Genomic DNA, 20912 nt, shown 5'->3' with positions numbered 1-20912 from the left:
AGCTGGACTCGAAACACTTAACAACTCAGCAACCTGCTTCGCTCGTTTCCGTGTATCTCGTCGGTATGGGGTGCATTCTATAGATTTTTTCTTCCCTTGCAACCCCTTATTTCACTTATTTTCAACGGGTGTTGCTTTTTTCGACTAAAAAGATGAAAAACATGAATTTTCACTCATTTTTTAATCATTATTCATATTTATTTTCATCATTCATTTAAATTTTACGAATAATTTTCATTTTTATACACACTGGAGCTCATATATTTTGATGTTTTATTTTCCAAAATGTTTTTTTAGGCTACATTGAATAAAAATTAAGTTGAATTGCTCGCATGATGCGCTCCATTATTCTGATCTTTTCCTTTTTATGCGTTGCATATTTTGCTGTACAACGTTTTATTCATCCTCAATTAAATCACAATTCAACTTTAGATCGGCTTCAACACCCCATTGATCAACGCCTAAGATATCGTATTGGGTTTATTGACCCAAGATTTCAACTTGATACAGAGGCATTACGCCAAATAACTCAAGAGGCAGCGAATATCTGGGAAAATCAAACTCAACAAAAGTATTTCGTTTACGACCCCAATGCTGGTCTTACAATTAATCTCATTTTTGATGAACGTCAAAATGAATCCAATTATAGAAAACATACGCTAAAGCAATTTGAAAATAGCAAATCATTAGCCGACCAAATGCGATTACAGCTAGAACAAGAATCACAACAACTTGAATTTTTAAAACAGCACATTGAACAGAAGCAACATAACTATAGTAATGATCTAGATCAACATAATAATTTTGTCCACCATATTAATGGCTTAAACACATCTATTACAGATTCACAATTTCAGCAGATCAATACCTCTAAGACACGACTCACACAACAAAAGCTTGAGATTGAAAGCAATATTGAACGATTTAACATCTTACGAACAGAACTCAACGATAAAGTTGAAAAATTCAATCAATCCCAACACCAACAACTTAAAGCCATTGATGAATTCAACCAAGTTTTTCAAGCCAAAATGTTCCATAAAGGCGAGTTTAATGGTCGTGAAATCAATATTTATGAATTTCAATCTATAGATGAACTTCGAATCACATTGGCTCACGAATTAGGTCATGCATTAGGTCTCCAGCATACTAACGACCCTAATGCCTTAATGTATCCAATTCTAGAAAAGCAGAATTTCTCCAATTTTAAATTGACTGCTGCCGACCTCGAACTGCTAAAAAGTCGATAAAATCAGCACCACAGCTCAATCCCATAATTAAATTACGGATTTAATTGAATAGTTTTGAATTCGTGTTAAGGTATTTTAAAATTAATCAGAGGAGAGAGACGTGAGTTATTATCATATTATTCTTGAGGTAAATGATCATATCAGCACGATCGAGGAAACTCGTGATATTAAAATATTTGATATTGTCGAGCTTCAACCTTATCTCTACTCAATTTTACTGCCATATTTCAATAAACAACTCATCGAACTCGATGATGAGAACATTAAATTCGAAGACGTCTTACATATTCAAATTAAGCAAACACTATTACCTATTCAAGATTTAATTGAAGAGGAACAACGCCAACTTCCAAGCGATACAGATGTCACCATTACAGCTTATGAAATTTTTAATGATCGAGAATTAAGTCAAGATGTAACCTTAGTCATTTTTGACTTACTCGATGCTGTTAAAATCGATCGTTCTATTATCTAGATACCTCATCAGAAAAAAGGTCAACCTATGTTGACCTTTTTTAATCCGAGAACCTATTTATTGCATCATCAGCTGAGCCTGCTCATTTCTAAATGCACTCAATATCTGCTGTCCCGCTCGACCTGTAGGATTTAAGCCCAATCGGGTTTGCTCTTGACGAATTGCCTGTCGAGTTTTATCCCCAATTAAACCATCAATCGCACCAATATCGTAACCGCGCTGGATTAAATAGCGTTGAATTTCTCGGCGTTCTGCTCTTGATGTACCAGGATCATCAGTCGGCCAAGCTTTTGCAATTTTAGCTTTTCCTTGCAATCGATCTGATAAATGTGCGATTGCCAACGCATAACTTTCTGCTGCGTTATAACTATATATAGCATCAAAATTTTTAAATACTAGAAAGACCGGCCCAGCACTGCCAGCAGGCGCAAGCAACCCAGCTTGAGAAGATGCAGAAAGATTACCCTGAATTAAAGGGGAGCCATCCACTCTATTCAATCCTTGATTGACCCAATAAGACAATGCTTTCTTATTACGTCGCCCCTCACCTACAACTGACATTCCTGCAGGAATCTGCACTTCAAATCCCCAAGGTTGACCAGTTTGCCATCCTCTTTTCTTCAAAAAATTTGCTGTTGAAGCCAAAGCATCTGGAATACTCGAGACTAGATCACGTCGTCCATCACCATCAAAATCTACAGCAAGCTCATCATAGGTTGAAGGCATAAACTGAGTATGACCAAAAGCCCCTGCCCACGATCCTCTCAATTGTTCTTCCCGAAGATCACCACGCTGTAAAAGTTTCATGGTGGTAAAAAATTCACCTCTAAAATAGGATTGACGGCGCCCCTCACAGCTTAAAGTTCCCAAAGCTTGAAGCAATGGATAGCGTCCAGAAATATCACCATAGTTACTCTCAACTCCCCAAACTGCAACCACCATTTCAGCTGGAATGCCATAAGCCACACTTACACGGTCAAGTGTTTCTCGATGCTGTTGAAGTTTCTGTTGCCCCAATTGAACACGTTCATCATCAACTAAACCTGACAAATAATCCCAAATTGGCGTCGAAAATTCAGGCTGATAATTTAAACGTTCAATCACAGAATAGTCAGGAGTTAAATTCTGCGTGTAACGATCATACGTCGCCGAGCTAACCCCTCTAGTGATCGCTTGTGATTTTAAATTCGAGATGCATTGCTGAAAATTAGGAGCGGATGACACAGTTGCCGTCATGGATGGCGAGGCTGTCACAGACTGACCATTAATAATCAACTCAGCATGAGTTTGAGACATCGCTAAAAAAAATGAACCTATCGTGAGTGCAAGCCGTTGCATAAGACCCTGTAATTCTAAAATGTTGGAATTATGTCTTTACCTTAACAGCTCACTCTAAAAATTAAAGCATCGAATCGTAAATTTAAATTCATACATTCTACTTTTTTAAATTTATTTTGAAAATTTAAATTTAAAAACTTATCCACAACCTAGTTTTAAATTCATTTGTTATTGAATTTAAATTTAAACCGCCACACAACATTTAAATTCAAAAAACTTATCCACAGTCATCCAACACTACAAATCAACCTAAATAATTGAAAATTATAAATGTTAAAATAATTTAATTTACTCAATAGATAAGAATTTAGATATAAATCTTTAAATACATTTTTGAATTCAAACCTCAATAGTAACTTTGAATTCAAAATATCCTGCAAGCCTATTATTTTGAATTTAAACCCACTTTGAATTCAAAATTAAGATGGCTCACATAGCCATAATCAAACTTATACACAGTTCAAAATATGTATTCTAATCAGAACTAATAGTATAATTATTATGCAATTTTTTTAAAATTTCATCCGACCAATGGCAAGTGATTTTTAAAGAGGCGCAATCATGCCTTAAACAAGATAAATAAAAAAGCGACCACTCGTGTGATCGCTTTTTTTATCAGCAACTTAAAGTCTAGATGGTCATATCTTCACTTAATGCTAATGGGTTTGGTAAAATTTTCGACAATTGGCGACAGAGTGTAGTCAATTCTGAGCTATCGATTGGCATTAAGGTAATATGACCAATTTTACGACCTTCACGTTCTGACTTGTTATAAAGGTGCAAATGTGCACCCTCTAAAGCCAACACATCTTCAGTCTTTGGATGCTGACCAATAATGTTCACCAATACCGTTGGACGAATCATCTCAGTTGAACCCAAAGGTAAGCCTGCAACAGCACGGATATGGTTTTCAAACTGAGAGCACACAGCACCTTCAATCGACCAATGACCTGAGTTGTGTACACGTGGTGCCATCTCATTGGCATACAAGCCTTTGTCCGTGACAAATAGCTCAAGCGTCAGCACACCGACATAGTTCAAATGGTTAAGCAAGCGAGTGATGTAATCTTGTGCTACAGGTTGTAGATCTACACTGTTCGGTGCAGGGACAATCGAGTGCGATAAGATACCATTGTGATGGTGGTTCTCAGCCAATGGCCATGTTTTCACATCACCATTCTGACCACGTACTGCAATGATTGACACTTCACGCGAGAAAGTCACAAAACTTTCAGCAATCAATTCACCCGCAGGACCAAGTTCCGCCCATGCTTGATCAATTTGATCCGCTGTGCGTAAGACAAACTGACCTTTACCATCATAACCACCACGTGAAGTTTTTAGTACGATTGGAAGACCAAGTTCAGCAACTGCGTTTTGTAAACTCTCTAGTGATGTCACCGCTTTGTAAGGTGCTACTGGAATGTCCAACTCATCAAATAACGCTTTTTCAGACAAGCGATGCTGAGCAATCGCTAAAGCCTGACGCGGGGGATGCAGTTGCTTGGTTTCAGTTAATATGTCTACATCTGACAATGGCGTATTTTCAAATTCTAAAGAAAAGACTTCTGCACTATTAATGAAATCCTGTAAGCCATTTTTAGCTTGAGTTGAGATCACTGGACCCAAAGCAGCAGAAGGGCAGTCTGTACTTGCTTCAAAAAAAGTACATTGAATATTTAATGGAAGTGCCGCCTGCGCCATCATTCGACCCAATTGACCGCCACCAAAAATACCGATGGTTTTATCCATAAGATTTCTCTCGAATTAAGCTTGACCAGGAATATTTTTACTCGCAACTTTCTCAGTTTGCGCTAAACGAAAATCGGCTACATTCTTTGCAATATCTGGGCGAGTTAAACCTAAAATTTGTGCCGCCATAATCGCAGCATTGGTCGCACCTGCAGGACCAATTGCCAATGTACCGACAGCAATACCTGCTGGCATTTGTACAATTGAAAGCAATGAATCAACACCATTCAAGATCGAAGATTTAACCGGTACACCTAGAACAGGAAGATCAGTCTTCGCTGCGCACATACCCGGTAAATGCGCTGCACCACCAGCACCCGCAATAATCACTTGGATACCACGATCACGAGCTTGCTCAGCATATTCAAACAAACGATCTGGCGTACGGTGTGCTGAAACAACTTCCGCCTCAAAGGGTACACCAAGCTGATTCAACATATTGGCAGTGTGTTCGAGTGTCGCCCAGTCTGACTGAGAGCCCATGATAATTCCAACGAGAGGAGTGTCTTGTGAAGCGGCCGCATTCATTGCAATGTTTCCAGAGATTAAAGTAAGAGAGATAAATCTCGACGAGAGCCAAGCTTTAATAAGAACTCACTATTATAGACTGAAAATGAATAGGTCTAAAGTTAAGCTGATAAAATAAGGATTAAAAATATATACTTGTTAATAGACATAAAAATGAATTTTATGATTGGTCATTGTTCTGCCTCATCCACCTTAAACATCTGGCTCATTCAAGATAAATTGAATTTGGATTAAACTGAACTAAGCCATTCAAATTAAAAAATAAAAAGGAGAATATAGAATGTGGTTTAAACTGAAATTATGGTGGAATAACCCTGCAGAAAATTTATGGTTTACACCAGCACTTGGAGCTTTATTAGCGATTTTTTTCTCTTTATTTGCAACTGCAAGTCGTTATTTTATTCCATCACACGCGGTTCCAAATATCAGTATTGAAACACTAAGTAGCCTACTGGATATCATTGCTTCGAGTATGCTGGCGGTCACTACATTTTCACTTTCGATTATGGTCGCCGCATTTGCTTCAGCTTCATCGAGTGGTACGCCACGTGCTTATAAGCTGATGATGAATGATGATAATACTCGTCTCGCAATTACCAGTTTTATTTCCGCATTTATCTATGCCGTCATCGCAAAAATCGCTTTAGGTTTACAATATTATGGAGTTTCGGGTCGATTTGTCTTATTCGTAAGTACCATTTTGGTTCTTATTTATTTGATTGTGACATTAATTCGCTGGGTACAAACATTGTCTCAGCTTGGCACACTAACCAATGCTATTTCTAAAATTGAAACAGCAGCATCTCAAGCTTTAAGTACATTCCGTACACATCCCAACTTTGGCGCTTCAGGACAAAAACCATTGGGCGGAAGCCAACTCAAAATACACCCAAAACAGACAGGTTATTTTACTCATTTTGATATTGAGTCCTTAAATCTTCTTGCTCAAACCCACAATGCACATATTCATCTCGCTTTGCTTCCTGGGAAATTCGTAGACCCATCACTGGTTCTGATTGAAGTCTTTACGGAAAATCCAATAGATGACGAAGAATTAAAAAATTTAGAACATCAAATTCATGAATACGTGGTTATCGAAACGAACCGAAGCTTTTTACAAGACCCAAGATTTGGTTTATTGGTCATGAGTGAGGTTGGACAAAAAGCGATGTCAGCTGCAATTAATGATGTGGGTTCAGCAATTAGTGCGATCAATGCCTTAACGCGGATTATTATTGATAGTCAGCCAGATCCAGAACAGAAAACTTTTAATTTCTCGAATATCAGTGTCGATATGTTTGATATTCGTGAGTTTGTTAGCAGTAGCTTTGCACCGATGGCACGGGACTGTATAAGTAATATCGAATTAAATCAAAGAATAATTAAATGCTTATCCATGATTAAAAAAAATGTATCTGAACCGGAACTACGGGAAGCTGCTCATGAAATGGCACATGAAATCTTGGCACGCTGCTTAAAACATTTTGAATTTGAGCCTGATCGTCAAAGATTAATTCGGGAATATGAAAATAACTTTAGTTAATCTTTATCCTTTTGAATCATGGTGTTCTAAACACAAAATACACACAACCACATAAGCAAAGTGCAGCCCATACATAATCCAATTTGAAAGGCTGTTTAAACATGAAAATCATGAAAGGAACAAACACCAATAGCGTAACGACCTCCTGAGTGATTTTCATTTGTCCCACAGCCCAGCCATTTTGAGCCAGCATCTTGGTTGCAGGAATCATCAAACTGTATTCGAATAATGCAATGATCCAACTAAATAGGATGGCTTGCCATAAAGGGGCATCATGCGGCAAAAATTTTAAATGACCATACCACGCCAAAGTCATAAAGCAATTTGCTAAAATCAGAAGCAATAAAGGTAAATAAATCATTTAAATCTCAAGTTAAATCGTCCGCGTTATTCTACGATTAAATCATTTCGTTTCATCATACTAGATTAAAAATATTCATATATTTTAGCTCATAAGTTTAAAAATTTATTTCTGCAAAATTTTACGGAATGCCTTCTAATAATCACTATCTTTTCACCAAGACCCTTGTTATCGTTGACATCAAATCAAATAACACATGACAACAGCACCAAAAAGATGTTTGTGTCGAAAAGAGTAGTGGAGTAAATCATCATGCATCTGCATATTTTGGGAATCTGTGGCACCTTTATGGGATCGTTAGCACTGTTAGCTCGAGACCTAGGGCACACAGTGACAGGCTCGGACCAAAATGTGTATCCACCTATGTCGACACAACTTGAAAATGCGGGTATTACCTTAATGCAAGGTTATGACCGTAGTCATTTGCAACCACACCCAGATTTAGTGATCGTTGGTAATGCCATGAAACGTGGAATTGACGCCGTTGAATACATGCTAAATCAGGGTTTACCCTATATCTCTGGACCACAGTTCCTTGCCGACCATGTGCTACAAGGTAAACATGTATTAGGGGTTGCTGGTACACACGGAAAAACAACCACTACCACGATGTTAGCTTGGGTATTAGATCAAGCGGGCTTGGAACCGGGCTTTTTAATTGGTGGTGTACCACTTGGATTTAAAGAAAGTGCTCGTCTAGGCGGAGGTCAATATTTCTGTGTAGAAGCAGATGAATACGACTCTGCCTTCTTTGATAAACGATCTAAATTTGTTCATTACCATCCAAAGACAGCTATTCTGAATAATCTTGAATTTGATCATGCAGATATCTTTGATGATCTCGCTGCCATTCAAAAACAATTTCATCATTTGGTTCGTACTATTCCAAGTGAAGGCCGTATCATCGCACCAATCACTGAATCAAATATTGATGAAGTTTTGTCACAAGGCTGTTGGACACCGATCGTCCGTACATCGCTTGAATCTCATGATCAAGCAACTATCTCTGCAAACCAACTTTCTGCAGATGGTACTCACTTCCAAGTCTTAAAAGACGGCAAAGTAAAAGGTACAGTCCAATGGTCGATGACAGGTCAACACTCCGTTGCAAATGCTTTAGCAACCATTGCAGCTGCAGAGCATATAGGTGTTTCCATTGAAACCGCATGCGAAGCATTATCGAATTTTGGTGGTGTAAAACGCCGTATGGAGCTCCTCGATACCATTCGAGGCATTGAAGTTTTTGATGATTTTGCTCATCACCCAACAGCAATTGACACAACGCTGGATGGTGCTCGTAAACGACTAGGCGAACGTAAACTATGGGCGATTATTGAGCCTCGCTCAAATACGATGCGAATGGGAAGCCACAAAGATGGTTTAGCATATTCTGCTCGATTGGCAGATGAAGTGATTTGGTATCAACCTGAGGGTTTAGATTGGGATCTACAACCTGTTGTTGAAGCTGCTCCGAATAAAGCTGTGGTAGCGCGTACTTTAGAAGAGATCATTCGAAATGTCGTGAATGAAGCAGGCGAGGGGGATGCCGTTGTGATCATGTCAAATGGTGGATTTGGTGGTTTGCATCAAAAACTCATTCAAGCACTCAAAGCAAAAGAATAAATAAAAAAGCCCGCTCTGCGGGCTTTTTTATATTTAAGCGATAACGTCATGATATTCATTATGAAAACGCTTAAACATGACAACCACATAAGAGCAAGTTGGAACAATTTTTAATTTTTCTGTACGAGCCAATTCTACAAGTCGATCTAACAATAACTTTGCAGTTCCTTGTCCACGTAAACGATCATCGACCCAAGTATGATCCGCTATAATGATCTGTGGAGTTTGGTAACGATAGCTGATTTCTGCAATTCTTGATTGATCTGCGTCCGTGAGATAAAACTCACCGCCTTTCACACTATCGATATGTTCAAACTGCATATGACTGCTCACTGTATGATTTTATTTAAACAGAACATCGTGGATTGCTTCATCTTTGTTGAAAACAGATTTAGCAAATGGACAAAGCGGTAAGATTTTAACATTCTTTTGACGTGCTAATTCCACCGCACGGTCAACAAGTTGACGTCCCACGTTTTGCCCTCTTAATGAATCATCAACCCAAGTATGATCAATAATAAATTTATCTTCACCTGCCCATGAATAAGTCATTTCAGCTAAATGATGGCCATCTTCACCAATAAAAAACTCACCTTTTGATCCATTTTCTTGATGTTTAATTTCTAACATTATCATTATCCTATCATTTATTATTAAATATAGATTAGAACGACATATTTACATAACACTATGAAAAAATGGGACAGACTTGTCTATCAATTACAAATTCAAAACTTTAATTTATTTTAAAAAAAGAAATATTATAAAAAACAAAAATATATATTGTCAGTCATAATCATTAAATGTTATTTTTTAACATATAAATGTATTATTATTGTTAAAAAATTAATGAGTAAATGAAATGGATATCTATTTAATATCAATTGTAGTATTGATCATCATTGCAATAATCTTATTAATTTCAATTTTTAAAGACAAATTTAATAACCCATTTAAATAATTTGCACACAACTTATAAGTGTGTCATCCTTTGTGCACTCGAAATCAAATGAAACGATTTCAACGTAATTTATTATCAAATTTGAACAAGGGGAGTAGCCTCCTCCAACAGTGCTTAAATACTGTGTCAGAATATCGTCATTACACTTTGAAAGAAGTCGGTATCTGAGCATCATTTCGATTATCTAAAATGCATAATCAAAATGGTGTAGGCAAGACCTTGATCATGTTGTTTCAGAATTATTATCTGGCAACTGGTCGAGGTTTTTTTATGCCAAAATCAATTGCCAGTATTGGAGATCACTATGGAAACCATAGGCAATATTTGGCTTTATGTCATTTTTTTTGGCATCGTCACGATTATGCTCTTAATTGACTTTCTAGGTTTTAAACAAAAAGAAGGTCAAGAAGTTAAAGTTAAAACTGCTGCTTATTGGAGTATTGCATGGGTCACTGTCGCAACACTTTTTGGTGGTGGACTATGGCTATATCTAGAAAATACCGCTGGTATAAACGTAGCTAATACGAAAGTTATGGAATATTTTGCCGGCTATTTACTGGAAAAGTCACTCGCAATTGATAACGTCTTTGTGTGGCTAATGATTTTTGCTGCATTCGCTATACCTCCTGCACTTCAACGTCAATTACTCCTTTATGGTGTATTGGGCGCTATTATTCTCAGAACAATTTTTATTTTTATCGGTGCGTGGTTCGTTCAGGAATTTTCGTGGATCCTCTATATCTTCGGTGCTTTCCTTGTATACACTGGATTTAAATTCCTTAAAGGACAAGAGGATGATCCAAATATTGAAGATATGGCCATTCTGAAATGGCTACGTAAACACATGCGAATTACTCCACAGTTGGAAGGAAATAAGTTTTTCGTAAGGCAAAATGGCGTTCTATGGGCAACCCCATTATTTTTAGTGCTAATTTTAGTCGAGGCATCTGATGTTATTTTTGCAGTCGATTCTATTCCAGCGATTTTTGCGGTCACCACTGATCCTTTTATCGTCCTTACAGCTAACTTGATGGCTATCCTCGGTCTACGGGCTATGTTTTTCTTACTGTCTGGAGCCGCTTCAAAAATGCATTATTTGCCTTATGGACTTGGGGCTATTTTAATTTTTATCGGTTTCAAAATGCTTATGCTTGACGTATTCCATATGCCAATTTGGATCTCATTAAGTTTTATCGTGATTGTCCTTTCAATTACAGCATGGCTTTCAATTCGTTATAGTAAAAAACATCATCAAACGACCTTATAAGGTCAAACTTTGTTGGATTCAATAAAGCCTTCATCTGAAGGCTTTATTTATATCATTAGATGAGCCATCTAATTCACAATGCTTAACTTAGGCCATCGTTCCAAAAAACATTTTGACTTAACCCTATGTTCAAAGACTCCACGTGAAACCAAACGATTATTCCACCTTAATTTTAAAGTAAATAAATCTTCAAGCCCCAAAGGGGCGAGAATTTCAATATGATTATTCTCCATTAATTTGATAGCGATTGCGGTTGCCGTTTCTGGCCAAAAACTCATAGCATGATGTACTGAAGTATATGGATCAATTTGAGCACCTTCATCAGTTCTGTACCAATGATGTACCAGAGCTTGATTTGTAATGTCCCAATGAATATTAGGATATCTATGTTGAAGTGCACCCTTTAAATAATTTCGTCTCTCATCCATTTTTTCTGAAGGATCAAAATAAATGACATCGATTTCAGTTTCAAAAATGGAATAATTTTGATTATGTAAATAAGACCAGATCCAATTTCGAATCAAGCCCGCACTAAAATAGGCCGCACTATCAATCTGCCGTAAACACTGTAAAAGTTCATAGATATCTGCATTAGATCGTATTAAATGGCTTAACTTCTCATATAAGTCCATGGGTGAATTCACTTTATATATTTTGATTAGAATTTAATATTTCCACTCAGCTCTCCAATTTTAAATGTTAAGAGACGGTTGGCAAAGATCTTGCATCATCTCCAAAGAAAAAAGCTCAGTAAATTTAGCGCAGCTCTTCGGAGCTCTTTTTTTAGGAAATGACGATGAATATGATTCCCGCATTAAATCCACTCAGTGCACCTTGCCAATGTAGTTTCGACTTACAAGATTGGGAAATTCTCGCGCAATATTGGTATCCAGTGGCTCGTATTCAAGATGTTTCAACCACACCACATCAGGTCACTTTACTTGATGTAAAAATGGCGATTTACCAAACTGACAATGGGGAAATTCGATTAGTGCGTGATATCTGCCCTCATCGTGGTGTACCTCTAAGTAAAGGATGGGTAGAGGGTGAAGAAATTATTTGCCGATATCACGGTCTAAGATTCGACCTTGCAGGGAAATGTACGAAAATTCCTGCTCAACCTGATTTAACTAAGATATCTGACCGTTTTAGTTTAACCCAATTTCCAGTAATTTTGAGATATGGACTGGTCTGGACTAGCTTGCATGGACGTGATTTTCAACACAATAATATTCCCCAACTTGACACTTGGGATCATCCTGATCATCAGTCTATTTTACCTCCATATGTTGATATTGCAGGCTCAGCAGGTCGTCAACTCGAAGGATTCATTGATGTAGCTCACTTTGCATGGGTGCATCACGAAGCTTTTGCAGATCGAAACAACCCAGTTGTACCGAAATACCATACTGAGAGAACAGACTATGGTTTAAAAACAATTTATATTAGTGGTGTCAGTAATTACCCGCATGCTTTGAATCACCTAGAGCCTGAAGGTTTTGAGTGGAAAAGAACTTTTGATATTTACCCACCATTTTCAGCAATATTAACTGTAGATTTTCCAGACAATGGGATTTTAAAAATCTTGAATGCGTGTTGTCCTGTATCTGTCAATCAAACCAGATTATTTGTTCCTTTGACGCGTAATTTTGATCAGACTGGAGATTTACAAGCAGTCTATGATTTTAATGCCCAAATTTTTGCCGAAGACCAAGATATCGTAGAATCGCAAAAACCTGAAGAATTACCACTTGATTTAATGATGGAAGCGCATTTTGAGGCTGATCGATCTTCGACTACTTATCGTCGTATTCTCGCAGAGTGGGGGCTCAGCAAACGATATACAGTTTAATTAAGATAGATCAGTTACAATCAACCGAAAAAATTAAAAGTGTAGGTTTTAAATGTCTTCTGTAGTTGCATCGACGGCGATTCGCGGTCGCTTCCTAGATATTCAGAATACGGTTGCCCAAGCGCGTGAAATTCACGACCAAGTGCGTTACGTAGAAGATGGTTTATTGATTACTCAAGCGGGTAAAATTCAATGGTTTGGTCGTTGGGAAGATGGGCAACAACAGCTCCGTCAGCTTGAATCCTCTATCCAAGTTGAGCATTACCCAGATCAACTGATTGTTCCTGGTTTTATCGATACGCATATTCACTTTCCTCAAACTGAAATGGTAGGTGCGTATGGCGAACAATTACTCGAATGGCTGAACACTTATACCTTTCCTACAGAAATCCAATTTCAAGACAAAGCTTATGCAGACCAAATTGCACACTTTTTTGTCAATGAGCTGCTGAAAAATGGCACAACGACTGCATTGGTTTTTTGTACAGTTCATAAAGAATCTGTTGATGCACTATTTGAAGCGGCAGAACAATACCAGATGCGTTTGATTGCAGGCAAAGTATTGATGGATCGTCATGCACCTGAAGCACTGACAGACACCGCTGAAAATGCTTATACAGATAGCAAAGAATTGATTGAGAAATGGCATGGTAAAGGTCGAAACCTTTATGCCATTACGCCTCGCTTTGCGCCTACCTCTACACCAGAACAATTAAAAAGAGCAGGGCAGTTAAAAACTGAATATCCTGATGTATATATTCATACTCATTTGAGTGAAAACACCAATGAAATCGCTTGGGTGAAAGAGCTTTTTCCTGAGCAAAATGGCTATTTAGATGTGTATCACCACTATGGATTAACAGGCAATAAATCTGTTTTCGCTCACTGCGTTCATTTAGAAGAGCATGAATGGGATTGTATGCATCAAACAAACTCTGCAATCGCCTTCTGCCCGACTTCAAACCTCTTTCTAGGAAGTGGATTGTTTCCATTGAAAAAAACCTGGGATAAACAAGTCAAAGTCGGTCTTGGCACAGACATCGGTGCGGGGACTTCATTTAATCAGCTTCAAACGTTGAATGAAGCCTATAAAGTTCAACAACTCCAAGGCGACAAATTATCTGCATTTGAATCGCTTTATCATGCGACCGTAGGTGGAGCAAAAGCATTAGCGCTCGAGGATAAACTTGGTAACTTTAATATTGGAAAAGAAGCGGATTTTGTTGTATTAAATTTGAATGCAACTGCATTACAAACATTAAGACAACAACGCGCTAAAAATATTGAAGATGCACTTTTCGCATTGTTTACCATGGGTGATGATCGAAATATTGAGGCGACTTATATTTATGGACAAAAAGCATATCAACAATCAGCATCCTAATAATCAGACTCAACCACAACACCCAATTAAAAAATATGTGTTGATTGGTGCTGTATTCTTAGTTTGTGCTGTCGTGCTTAAACGCGATGCGCATTAATAAACCATTAGGTTACATTTCGTTTTTTTAAAAAGGGTGCAACATTCTGGGATATGTTTTAAAATCGAAGCATATTTCAGGTGTTGCAGGTCAACACCTTTTTTAATTTTAGAATTGTTGTTTTAGGTATCTACCCATGACCATTGACATGAAAGTGTTGATTTCCGCTGAAGAAATTCAAGCGAAAGTTAATGAACTTGGTAATCAAATTAATGCTCACTATGCAAATAGTGATCGAGAATTGGTTCTTGTAGGCTTACTTCGCGGTTCAGTGATTTTCATGGCAGACCTATGCCGCACCATTGAAAAACCACACGAACTCGACTTTATGACAGTTTCAAGTTACGGCAGTGGAACGACTTCTAGTCGTGATGTTAAAATTCTAAAAGACCTTGATGGTGAAATTCGTGGTAAAGATGTTCTTGTCGTAGAGGACATCATCGATTCTGGCAATACGCTGAGTAAAGTGGTAGAAATCCTTGAAACTCGTGAGCCAAACTCTATCAAACTTTGCACGCTGATCAGTAAGCCTTCTCGAAGAGAAATCGACTTGGAAGTAGAGTTTCTAGGATTTGAAGTTGAAGATAAATTTATCGTAGGTTATGGACTAGATTACGATCAAAAATACCGTCATATTCCATTCATTGGTGAAATCGGTCTGTAATGTTTTTTTAAGGAAGTGGCATATGCCACTTTTTTTATAAACAACAAAATAACAACAACATGTAGCGTGATTCTTCTTTTCAAACATCAATACATAATCAACTATATTTGAGCGACACAATAAAAATTCATGATAAAAAGGAGAACAAGTATGTTTTCACTTATTGGAGCTATTCTTATCGGTTTTATAGCAGGTTTAATTGCTCGCGCAATTCATCCTGGTGACGATAAAGCAGGCTTCATCGTCACGACGTTATTAGGTATTGCTGGTTCATTACTTGCTACATATGGTGGACGCCTTCTTAATATTTATCCCGAAGGTTCATCGGCAGGTTTTATTGCTTCAGTCATAGGTGCAATTATCGTTCTGTTTATTTATAACCTCGTTACAAAAAAATCTTAATCAAAAAAAGCACCTTGTTAAGGTGCTTTTTTTCATTTCTATGAACTAGATTTTATAAGTTCAGCTCTTTCCAAATTTTTTCAATTTCTGAAGCTGGATAAGCGCCTGTTACCTTAAATCCATTTTCAAAAATAATTGCTGGCGTTCCTTGAACACCTAGACGACGTCCAAGTTCCAAATTTCGTTCAATAGGGTTTGAACAATCAGCTTGGGCTGTTGGTTGTTGATTCTTTTTTAAAAGGGCATTCCATGCAAACTCACGGTTTGCGGAGCACCAAACTTGTTTAGAGGGCTGGATCGATTGAGATTTAATTGGATACATAAACGTATAAATTGTCACATCTTTTAACTGGCTTAAATTATTTTCAAGCGTCTTACAATATGGGCAATTTGGGTCAGAAAAGATCGCGAGCTGACGCTTACCATTCCCCCTTACAGTCTTAATGGCATCTTGAAGTGGAAGTTGTTTAAAGTCTACTGAATTATGTTTCAGCACCAAATCACGTGTTAGATTTTTTTGATCTTCGATACGAATCATTGATCCAAAGAATAAATGCTTAGCTTCTTCATCAATATAAATAATCTGATTGTCTAAAGATCCGCTATAGAAACCTTTCATCTCAGTTTTTTGTAAATTTTGAATATTCAATTTTGGATGTTGCGTTTTAATTTTCTGCTGAAGCAATTCAATATTCGCAAAGCTAGAACTTGTAGACAGTGCAAGTAAAGCACTGATTAAAATTTTTTTATACATAAGTTGAGCATATGTTTGATGGATATTATTGCTTATTCTAATCTTCTACTTTCTACAAAGATCAGTTTTTATGTAATTTTAAACCTCATAAATTGTTTCACGTGAAACCATATATGACAGTTGAATTTTAACTGATTGAAGATAATTGACTCATGCTTAACAGTCGACATAGACTAATGAATCATCGTATCAGCATTGCTGTTCTATAAGACAAATAATGAATGAAAACCAATCGTGGCGAGATTTTATTCTCGTAAGTATCGCACTCTGTATCGGCACCATTGGAACAGCGCTTGCTAGCCCACTTTATCCAATTTACCAAGAATTATGGAGGTTAAACCCGAGCGATATCACCTTTATTTTCGTTTCCTACATGCTAGGGTGCCTGACCACTTTACTGTTTTTTGGCAGAACCAGTAATACCATTGGTTATGTAAAAACTATGCAACTTGGGCTCATTTTTATCACCATTGGCTTGTTAATGTCTATCTTTGCGAGCGATGTCATGTCTCTCTCATGGGGAAGATTTATCATTGGTATCGCATCTGGATTGATGACAACATCTGCTCTTATTGGGCTTATTCAAACTGTTCCAACTTCCCATAAACAAATTGCACCACAATTAAGCTCAATCATTACTGCTGTTGGATTTGGGTTAGGTCCTTTATTTGGGGGATTTTTTGCTGAATTCTTTGCATATCCTTTGGTAATACCTTATGTACCCATTGTGATAGGTTCAATATTTTGCTTCTTTAGTCTATTTACACTCAAACCTATACCTTTTGCTGTGCAAAAATTTAATTTTGCTCCCAAATTATTAACACCACAATCACATGATCGCACTCAATTTTTTATACTGAGCTTGACTGCATTTGCTGTTTTTGCAGGATTTAGTTTATACGCCTCACTATCTCCTTCATTTGTTAAAGACATTTTGCCTTGGCACGGTCCACTGATTAGTGGTTCTGCCATTACTGTCATTTTACTGATTTCAGCTGCGACACAATTTTTTTCAAGATCAATCAAACCGCAATCCAGCCTATTACTCGGTATCATGACTTGCTTCATGAGCGTGATCGCTTTATTCCTCTGCATGGAGTTTAAAATCAGCTGGTTATTTTTCCTAAGCGATGGTCTGTTTGGGATTGGACATGGCTTAGCTTTACTTGGGGCTTTCGGACTTATTCATCACATGACCACACCTCACAATCGAGCCGCCGTCATGTCTACTTATCTCTTTATCGGCTATCTCGGAACGATTCTACCCATCCTAGCAGTAGGATATTTAGCTGACCATTTTGGGCTTACAAATGCAGTGATTTGGTTCTGTATTGCAATTTCAATCTTACTGATTGTTTTATTCATAAAGCAGATGATGGTTAAGCCAAGCAAGTTACCTTTAGCCAATTAACCAAAAAGCCCATTACTGGGCTTTTTAAACCACAGATAAAAACTCGTTTACTTCCCGATACAGAAAGAGCCAAAGATTTTTCCGAGTAAATCATCCGCACTAAAATCACCAGTAATTTCACCTAATGCATTCTGTGCGAGACGTAACGATTCTGCGACAAGCTCTCCTGCATGGTAAACAACAAGTTGTTCACGAGCTTCCGCAAGATAAGATTGAGTGCGCTTCATTGCGTCTAGGTGGCGTGTTCTTGCAATAAAGGTATCTTCTTCAGGCTGAAAGCCTGCATGTGCTGTAATCGCATCTACAAGCGATTGAACACCCATTTCTTGCTTGGCTGAGACCGTAATGTGTCTAAAGCCTTGGAGATCAGCAACTTTAGCTTCACTATCTACTAAATCACATTTGTTAGCGATTAAAATTAAGCGTTTAGGATCGATATAATTAGCAAAGTAAGTATCTGCTAAATGCATCGGATCTTCACCTTGACTCAAATCGTAAACCAAGAGTAGGAGATCAGCATTTTCTATTTCTTTAATCGCTCGACGAATACCTTCCTTCTCAACAATATCTCCCGTTTCACGCAGACCTGCTGTATCCGTCAGGGTAATTGGCAAACCATTTAGGCTTATTTTCTCATGTAGTACATCACGTGTAGTACCTGCTATGTCCGTTACAATCGCGCGTTCAACACCAGCCAATGCATTCAATAAGCTCGATTTACCTGCATTGGGTTTCCCTGCAATCACCACTTGTAAACCTTCACGCAGAAGTTGACCTTGGCGTGCTGATTGTTGTACTGCACCCACTGATGCTTGCACATCTTCCAATAACGCTAAAATTTTTCCATCTGCAAGAAAATCAATTTCCTCTTCCGGAAAATCAATCGCCGCCTCAACATGCAATCGCAAATGAATGAGTTTTTCTAATACTGTATTTACTTTGGCCGAAAATGCGCCTTGCAATGAACGTACTGCAGAACGGGCAGCTGCTTGTGAAGTAGCATCAATTAAATCAGCAATTGCTTCAGCTTGGACTAAATCCATTTTTCCATTTTCAAAAGCGCGCATTGAAAACTCACCCGCTTTTGCTGCAATTGCACCTAGCTCTAACAGTCGGCCCAATAATGTATTTTGAATCACTGGTCCACCATGACCTTGTAACTCAACTACATCTTCACCCGTAAATGAATTCGGATTTGGAAAACAAATGACCAACCCTTCATCCATGACTTGCCCATTCGCATCAAGAAATTGACGAAATGCAGCATAACGAGCAGGACCGAGTGCCTTACCAGTTAAAGCCTCTGCTATGGCATATGCCTTAGGACCAGACAGTCGAATTACACCTACACCTCCACGACCTGGCGGTGTTGCAATCGCAGCAATAGTGGTTTGATGTTGTAGGTTCGTCATTGAATTGATCTCAAAGCTAGGCAAAAAAAATCCGCCTAAGGATATCACCTTAAGCGGATCGATTCAGCTACTAACAAAACTTAGTTCGTAGATGCTGTATCTTCTTTTGCTAAGCGAGCTTTCTCAACACTCTTATTGATCAGACCTTGCTGAAGAATCGTGATCAAGTTGTTGACAATCCAGTAAAGCACAAGACCAGCAGGGAAGAACAATAAGAACACCGTGAAAATAATCGGCATAAACTTAAAGACTTTTGCTTGCATTGGATCTGTCGGCTGTGGGTTCAACATTTGTTGAACATACATCGTCACCCCCATCAACAATGGTAGGATAAACCATGGGTCCATTGCAGATAAATCTTGAATCCAACCTAACCAAGGAGCGTGGCGTAACTCAACAGACTCCATGAGCACCCAATACAAAGCCAAGAAGATTGGCATTTGAAGAAGTAAAGGTAAACAGCCAGATAATGGATTGACTTGTTCACGCTTATAAAGTGCCATCATTTCTTGTGAGAAACGCATACGGTCTTCGCCAAACTCTTCTTTCATGCGTTGCATTTCTGGTGCAATCACACGCATTTTCGCCATAGAGCGATAGCTCTTAGATGAAAGAGGCCAAAGAATAAGTTTCACAAGAATTGTCAACAGAATAATTGACCAACCCCAGTTTCCAACAATGCCATGGAAGAATTGCAAACCTAAGAATAGCAATTTCGCAATTGGCCATAACCAACCATAATCAACCGTTTGATTTAAACCAGTTGCCAAGTCTTTTAATTCAGATTGAATTTTTGGACCTGAGTAGAATGTTGCATCAACAGTCATTGTTTTGCCAGCTGGTACATTAATGGTAGGCGAAGTAAAGCCAATGATATTCATACCATCAGCAGATTTACGTGACTCCATTTTTGAAGAATACGGCTGGTTACCGAAGTTACCAGGCACCCAAGCACTTACAAAGTAATGCTGAACCATTGCAACCCAACCACCTTGAGCCTCAACACTTAACTTTTCTTCATTAAAATTATCAAATTTTAATTTGTTATAGTGCTCATCAGGTGTACCCCAAGCACCACCTAAATAAGTGCCCAGCGTAAAGATTCCTTGATCAGTTTTACCTGGATCTTCAGAATTGTCACGTTTGATCTGACCAAACATTTGACCTTGCCAGTTTTGCTGACTACGGTTAATCACTTGATAACTTACGTTAACTGGATATGCACCTTCTTGGAAAGTGAACGTTTTGATGATTTCAACACCATCAGCCGTTTTTAATACCATTGGTACTTTTAACACTTTCTCAGCTTCACCATCTTTATTGGTGGTTGCTTGAGCATCAGCTAAAGTATAAGTCGACTTTTCAAACTCAAATGTTGGACGTCCACTTCGGCTACTGTCAGGTCCATTTAAACCAATTAAACCTGATTGAGCGACATAAGTACGTTTCTCATCATTTTCAAGCATAACGAACGGTTGTTCACTATTTTTACTTTTATCATGATTGAGTAGTTCAACACGGACAATGTCACCACCTTTAGGGTTAATCCAAAGATGATATAAATCAGTTTGAACAGCAACTAATTGTTGATTTGCTGTTGCAGGTGTAGTTGTGTCTTGTTGTTCAGCTGCAATATTTGCTTGCGGTATATCAGTTAAACCCGCTGTCGTTTGGCTCGTTGGCAGATCAGCAGAAACATCTTGGGCAACGACGGCAGCAGGTGCTGTCGCAGCAGTTGTTTCAGTTTGACCATAGTCTTTTTGCCAAGCAAGAATAAGCAAATATGCGGTGACAAACATGGCCCCGAGAATTGCAAACCTGGCCCATTGTTGCATATC

Annotated in this window: 21 protein-coding genes; 11 read left to right on the top strand and 10 right to left on the bottom strand. The window is 38.1% G+C overall.

Annotated elements, in window-relative coordinates; genetic code table 11:
- Positions 1-332: 332 nt before the first annotated feature.
- Together AC1M9F_RS14095 and AC1M9F_RS14090 are read left to right on the top strand one after the other, a co-directional pair.
- Positions 333-1250: a matrixin family metalloprotease gene (locus AC1M9F_RS14095; protein WP_481598075.1), complete on the top strand. Its 918-nt coding sequence runs from the start codon at positions 333-335 to the stop codon at positions 1248-1250.
- 100 nt (positions 1251-1350) lie between these two features.
- Positions 1351-1725 (top strand): hypothetical protein, encoded by a 375-nt coding sequence (locus AC1M9F_RS14090; RefSeq protein ID WP_481598074.1) that lies wholly within the window; start codon positions 1351-1353, stop codon positions 1723-1725.
- Between the two features lie 57 nt (positions 1726-1782).
- On the opposite strand, the gene AC1M9F_RS14085 is transcribed toward AC1M9F_RS14090, so the two are convergent.
- The 3 genes from AC1M9F_RS14085 to purE all read right to left on the bottom strand — a co-directional run bounded on the left by AC1M9F_RS14085 (position 1783) and on the right by purE (position 5343).
- A complete protein-coding gene (locus AC1M9F_RS14085; RefSeq protein WP_481598073.1) occupies positions 1783-3063 on the bottom strand; it encodes a lytic murein transglycosylase in 1281 nt (426 codons plus the stop codon).
- Positions 3064-3693: 630 nt separating this feature from the next.
- A complete protein-coding gene (locus AC1M9F_RS14080) occupies positions 3694-4815 on the bottom strand; it encodes a 5-(carboxyamino)imidazole ribonucleotide synthase (RefSeq protein ID WP_481598072.1) in 1122 nt (373 codons plus the stop codon).
- A gap of 15 nt (positions 4816-4830) precedes the next feature.
- Positions 4831-5343, bottom strand: a complete 513-nt coding sequence (gene purE, locus AC1M9F_RS14075) for a 5-(carboxyamino)imidazole ribonucleotide mutase (RefSeq protein ID WP_035270333.1) — start codon at positions 5341-5343, stop codon at positions 4831-4833.
- Between the two features lie 280 nt (positions 5344-5623).
- Here purE and AC1M9F_RS14070 point away from each other — a divergent pair, with 280 nt between their 5' ends.
- Entirely contained in the window at positions 5624-6886 is a 1263-nt protein-coding gene (locus tag AC1M9F_RS14070; RefSeq protein WP_481598071.1) for a DUF2254 domain-containing protein, read from the top strand.
- Between the two features lie 16 nt (positions 6887-6902).
- Here AC1M9F_RS14070 and AC1M9F_RS14065 read toward each other — a convergent pair whose 3' ends face one another.
- On the bottom strand, positions 6903-7247 hold the full coding sequence (locus tag AC1M9F_RS14065; RefSeq protein ID WP_035270328.1) for a DMT family protein: 345 nt from the start codon (positions 7245-7247) through the stop codon (positions 6903-6905).
- Between the two features lie 252 nt (positions 7248-7499).
- On the opposite strand from AC1M9F_RS14065, the gene mpl reads away from it, so the two are divergent.
- Positions 7500-8870, top strand: coding sequence for a UDP-N-acetylmuramate:L-alanyl-gamma-D-glutamyl-meso-diaminopimelate ligase (gene mpl, locus AC1M9F_RS14060; protein WP_180028801.1), 1371 nt, complete (start codon positions 7500-7502; stop codon positions 8868-8870).
- A 33-nt stretch (positions 8871-8903) separates the two neighbouring features.
- Here mpl and AC1M9F_RS14055 read toward each other — a convergent pair whose 3' ends face one another.
- Entirely contained in the window at positions 8904-9191 is a 288-nt protein-coding gene (locus AC1M9F_RS14055; RefSeq protein WP_180028802.1) for a GNAT family N-acetyltransferase, read from the bottom strand.
- 21 nt (positions 9192-9212) lie between these two features.
- On the bottom strand, positions 9213-9500 hold the full coding sequence (locus tag AC1M9F_RS14050; RefSeq protein WP_035268578.1) for a GNAT family N-acetyltransferase: 288 nt from the start codon (positions 9498-9500) through the stop codon (positions 9213-9215).
- A gap of 635 nt (positions 9501-10135) precedes the next feature.
- On the opposite strand from AC1M9F_RS14050, the gene AC1M9F_RS14045 reads away from it, so the two are divergent.
- The gene (locus tag AC1M9F_RS14045) at positions 10136-11098 is read left to right on the top strand and encodes a TerC family protein (RefSeq protein WP_180000112.1); all 963 of its coding nucleotides are present in this window, start codon (positions 10136-10138) and stop codon (positions 11096-11098) included.
- Positions 11099-11166: 68 nt separating this feature from the next.
- Here AC1M9F_RS14045 and AC1M9F_RS14040 read toward each other — a convergent pair whose 3' ends face one another.
- Complete coding sequence (locus AC1M9F_RS14040; protein ID WP_180028803.1) at positions 11167-11730, bottom strand: nucleotidyltransferase family protein; 564 nt, start codon at positions 11728-11730, stop codon at positions 11167-11169.
- Between the two features lie 164 nt (positions 11731-11894).
- Here AC1M9F_RS14040 and AC1M9F_RS14035 point away from each other — a divergent pair, with 164 nt between their 5' ends.
- The 5 genes from AC1M9F_RS14035 to AC1M9F_RS14015 all read left to right on the top strand — a co-directional run bounded on the left by AC1M9F_RS14035 (position 11895) and on the right by AC1M9F_RS14015 (position 15497).
- Positions 11895-12950 (top strand): aromatic ring-hydroxylating oxygenase subunit alpha, encoded by a 1056-nt coding sequence (locus tag AC1M9F_RS14035; RefSeq protein ID WP_180028804.1) that lies wholly within the window; start codon positions 11895-11897, stop codon positions 12948-12950.
- Between the two features lie 52 nt (positions 12951-13002).
- Positions 13003-14334 carry a guanine deaminase gene (guaD, locus tag AC1M9F_RS14030; RefSeq protein WP_481598070.1) on the top strand — a complete coding sequence of 444 codons (1332 nt, stop codon included), beginning with the start codon at positions 13003-13005 and terminating at the stop codon, positions 14332-14334.
- Positions 14300-14431, top strand: a complete 132-nt coding sequence (locus AC1M9F_RS14025; protein WP_481598069.1) for a hypothetical protein — start codon at positions 14300-14302, stop codon at positions 14429-14431. Before guaD ends, AC1M9F_RS14025 begins: the two co-directional genes overlap by 35 nt.
- 136 nt (positions 14432-14567) lie before the next feature.
- Complete coding sequence (gene hpt, locus AC1M9F_RS14020; RefSeq protein ID WP_035268589.1) at positions 14568-15095, top strand: hypoxanthine phosphoribosyltransferase; 528 nt, start codon at positions 14568-14570, stop codon at positions 15093-15095.
- A gap of 150 nt (positions 15096-15245) precedes the next feature.
- Positions 15246-15497 (top strand): GlsB/YeaQ/YmgE family stress response membrane protein, encoded by a 252-nt coding sequence (locus AC1M9F_RS14015; RefSeq protein WP_035268591.1) that lies wholly within the window; start codon positions 15246-15248, stop codon positions 15495-15497.
- Between the two features lie 52 nt (positions 15498-15549).
- Here the strand turns inward: AC1M9F_RS14015 and AC1M9F_RS14010 are convergent, their stop codons facing one another.
- Complete coding sequence (locus tag AC1M9F_RS14010) at positions 15550-16251, bottom strand: DsbC family protein (protein WP_481598068.1); 702 nt, start codon at positions 16249-16251, stop codon at positions 15550-15552.
- 217 nt (positions 16252-16468) lie between these two features.
- Between AC1M9F_RS14010 and AC1M9F_RS14005 the strand changes: the two genes are divergently transcribed.
- Positions 16469-17662 carry an MFS transporter gene (locus AC1M9F_RS14005; RefSeq protein WP_481598067.1) on the top strand — a complete coding sequence of 398 codons (1194 nt, stop codon included), beginning with the start codon at positions 16469-16471 and terminating at the stop codon, positions 17660-17662.
- Positions 17663-17709: 47 nt separating this feature from the next.
- On the opposite strand, the gene mnmE is transcribed toward AC1M9F_RS14005, so the two are convergent.
- The gene (gene mnmE / locus AC1M9F_RS14000) at positions 17710-19074 is read right to left on the bottom strand and encodes a tRNA uridine-5-carboxymethylaminomethyl(34) synthesis GTPase MnmE (RefSeq protein ID WP_180028819.1); all 1365 of its coding nucleotides are present in this window, start codon (positions 19072-19074) and stop codon (positions 17710-17712) included.
- 80 nt (positions 19075-19154) lie between these two features.
- On the bottom strand, positions 19155-20909 hold the full coding sequence (gene yidC, locus AC1M9F_RS13995) for a membrane protein insertase YidC (RefSeq protein ID WP_481598066.1): 1755 nt from the start codon (positions 20907-20909) through the stop codon (positions 19155-19157).
- Positions 20910-20912 lie beyond the last annotated feature (3 nt).

This window comes from Acinetobacter sp. ANC_7504 (genome assembly GCF_056779995.1).
The sequence above is the reverse complement of the archived record's forward strand: the minus strand, read 5'-3'. Positions and strand labels throughout refer to the sequence as shown.

What these genes read in the sequence shown, in the direction of transcription:
- AC1M9F_RS14045 (WP_180000112.1), top strand. Translation starts at nt 10,136, where the DNA reads ATGGAAACCATAGGCAATATTTGGCTTTATGTCATTTTTTTTGGCATC.
- AC1M9F_RS14070 (WP_481598071.1), top strand. Translation starts at nt 5,624, where the DNA reads ATGTGGTTTAAACTGAAATTATGGTGGAATAACCCTGCAGAAAATTTA.
- hpt (WP_035268589.1), top strand. Translation starts at nt 14,568, where the DNA reads ATGACCATTGACATGAAAGTGTTGATTTCCGCTGAAGAAATTCAAGCG.
- mnmE (WP_180028819.1), bottom strand. Translation starts at nt 19,074, where the DNA reads ATGACGAACCTACAACATCAAACCACTATTGCTGCGATTGCAACACCG.
- yidC (WP_481598066.1), bottom strand. Translation starts at nt 20,909, where the DNA reads ATGCAACAATGGGCCAGGTTTGCAATTCTCGGGGCCATGTTTGTCACC.
- AC1M9F_RS14015 (WP_035268591.1), top strand. Translation starts at nt 15,246, where the DNA reads ATGTTTTCACTTATTGGAGCTATTCTTATCGGTTTTATAGCAGGTTTA.
- AC1M9F_RS14095 (WP_481598075.1), top strand. Translation starts at nt 333, where the DNA reads ATGATGCGCTCCATTATTCTGATCTTTTCCTTTTTATGCGTTGCATAT.
- AC1M9F_RS14040 (WP_180028803.1), bottom strand. Translation starts at nt 11,730, where the DNA reads ATGGACTTATATGAGAAGTTAAGCCATTTAATACGATCTAATGCAGAT.
- mpl (WP_180028801.1), top strand. Translation starts at nt 7,500, where the DNA reads ATGCATCTGCATATTTTGGGAATCTGTGGCACCTTTATGGGATCGTTA.
- AC1M9F_RS14005 (WP_481598067.1), top strand. Translation starts at nt 16,469, where the DNA reads ATGAATGAAAACCAATCGTGGCGAGATTTTATTCTCGTAAGTATCGCA.
- AC1M9F_RS14025 (WP_481598069.1), top strand. Translation starts at nt 14,300, where the DNA reads ATGGACAAAAAGCATATCAACAATCAGCATCCTAATAATCAGACTCAA.
- purE (WP_035270333.1), bottom strand. Translation starts at nt 5,343, where the DNA reads ATGAATGCGGCCGCTTCACAAGACACTCCTCTCGTTGGAATTATCATG.
- AC1M9F_RS14055 (WP_180028802.1), bottom strand. Translation starts at nt 9,191, where the DNA reads ATGCAGTTTGAACATATCGATAGTGTGAAAGGCGGTGAGTTTTATCTC.
- AC1M9F_RS14035 (WP_180028804.1), top strand. Translation starts at nt 11,895, where the DNA reads ATGAATATGATTCCCGCATTAAATCCACTCAGTGCACCTTGCCAATGT.
- AC1M9F_RS14065 (WP_035270328.1), bottom strand. Translation starts at nt 7,247, where the DNA reads ATGATTTATTTACCTTTATTGCTTCTGATTTTAGCAAATTGCTTTATG.
- AC1M9F_RS14010 (WP_481598068.1), bottom strand. Translation starts at nt 16,251, where the DNA reads ATGTATAAAAAAATTTTAATCAGTGCTTTACTTGCACTGTCTACAAGT.
- AC1M9F_RS14085 (WP_481598073.1), bottom strand. Translation starts at nt 3,063, where the DNA reads ATGCAACGGCTTGCACTCACGATAGGTTCATTTTTTTTAGCGATGTCT.
- AC1M9F_RS14080 (WP_481598072.1), bottom strand. Translation starts at nt 4,815, where the DNA reads ATGGATAAAACCATCGGTATTTTTGGTGGCGGTCAATTGGGTCGAATG.
- AC1M9F_RS14050 (WP_035268578.1), bottom strand. Translation starts at nt 9,500, where the DNA reads ATGTTAGAAATTAAACATCAAGAAAATGGATCAAAAGGTGAGTTTTTT.
- guaD (WP_481598070.1), top strand. Translation starts at nt 13,003, where the DNA reads ATGTCTTCTGTAGTTGCATCGACGGCGATTCGCGGTCGCTTCCTAGAT.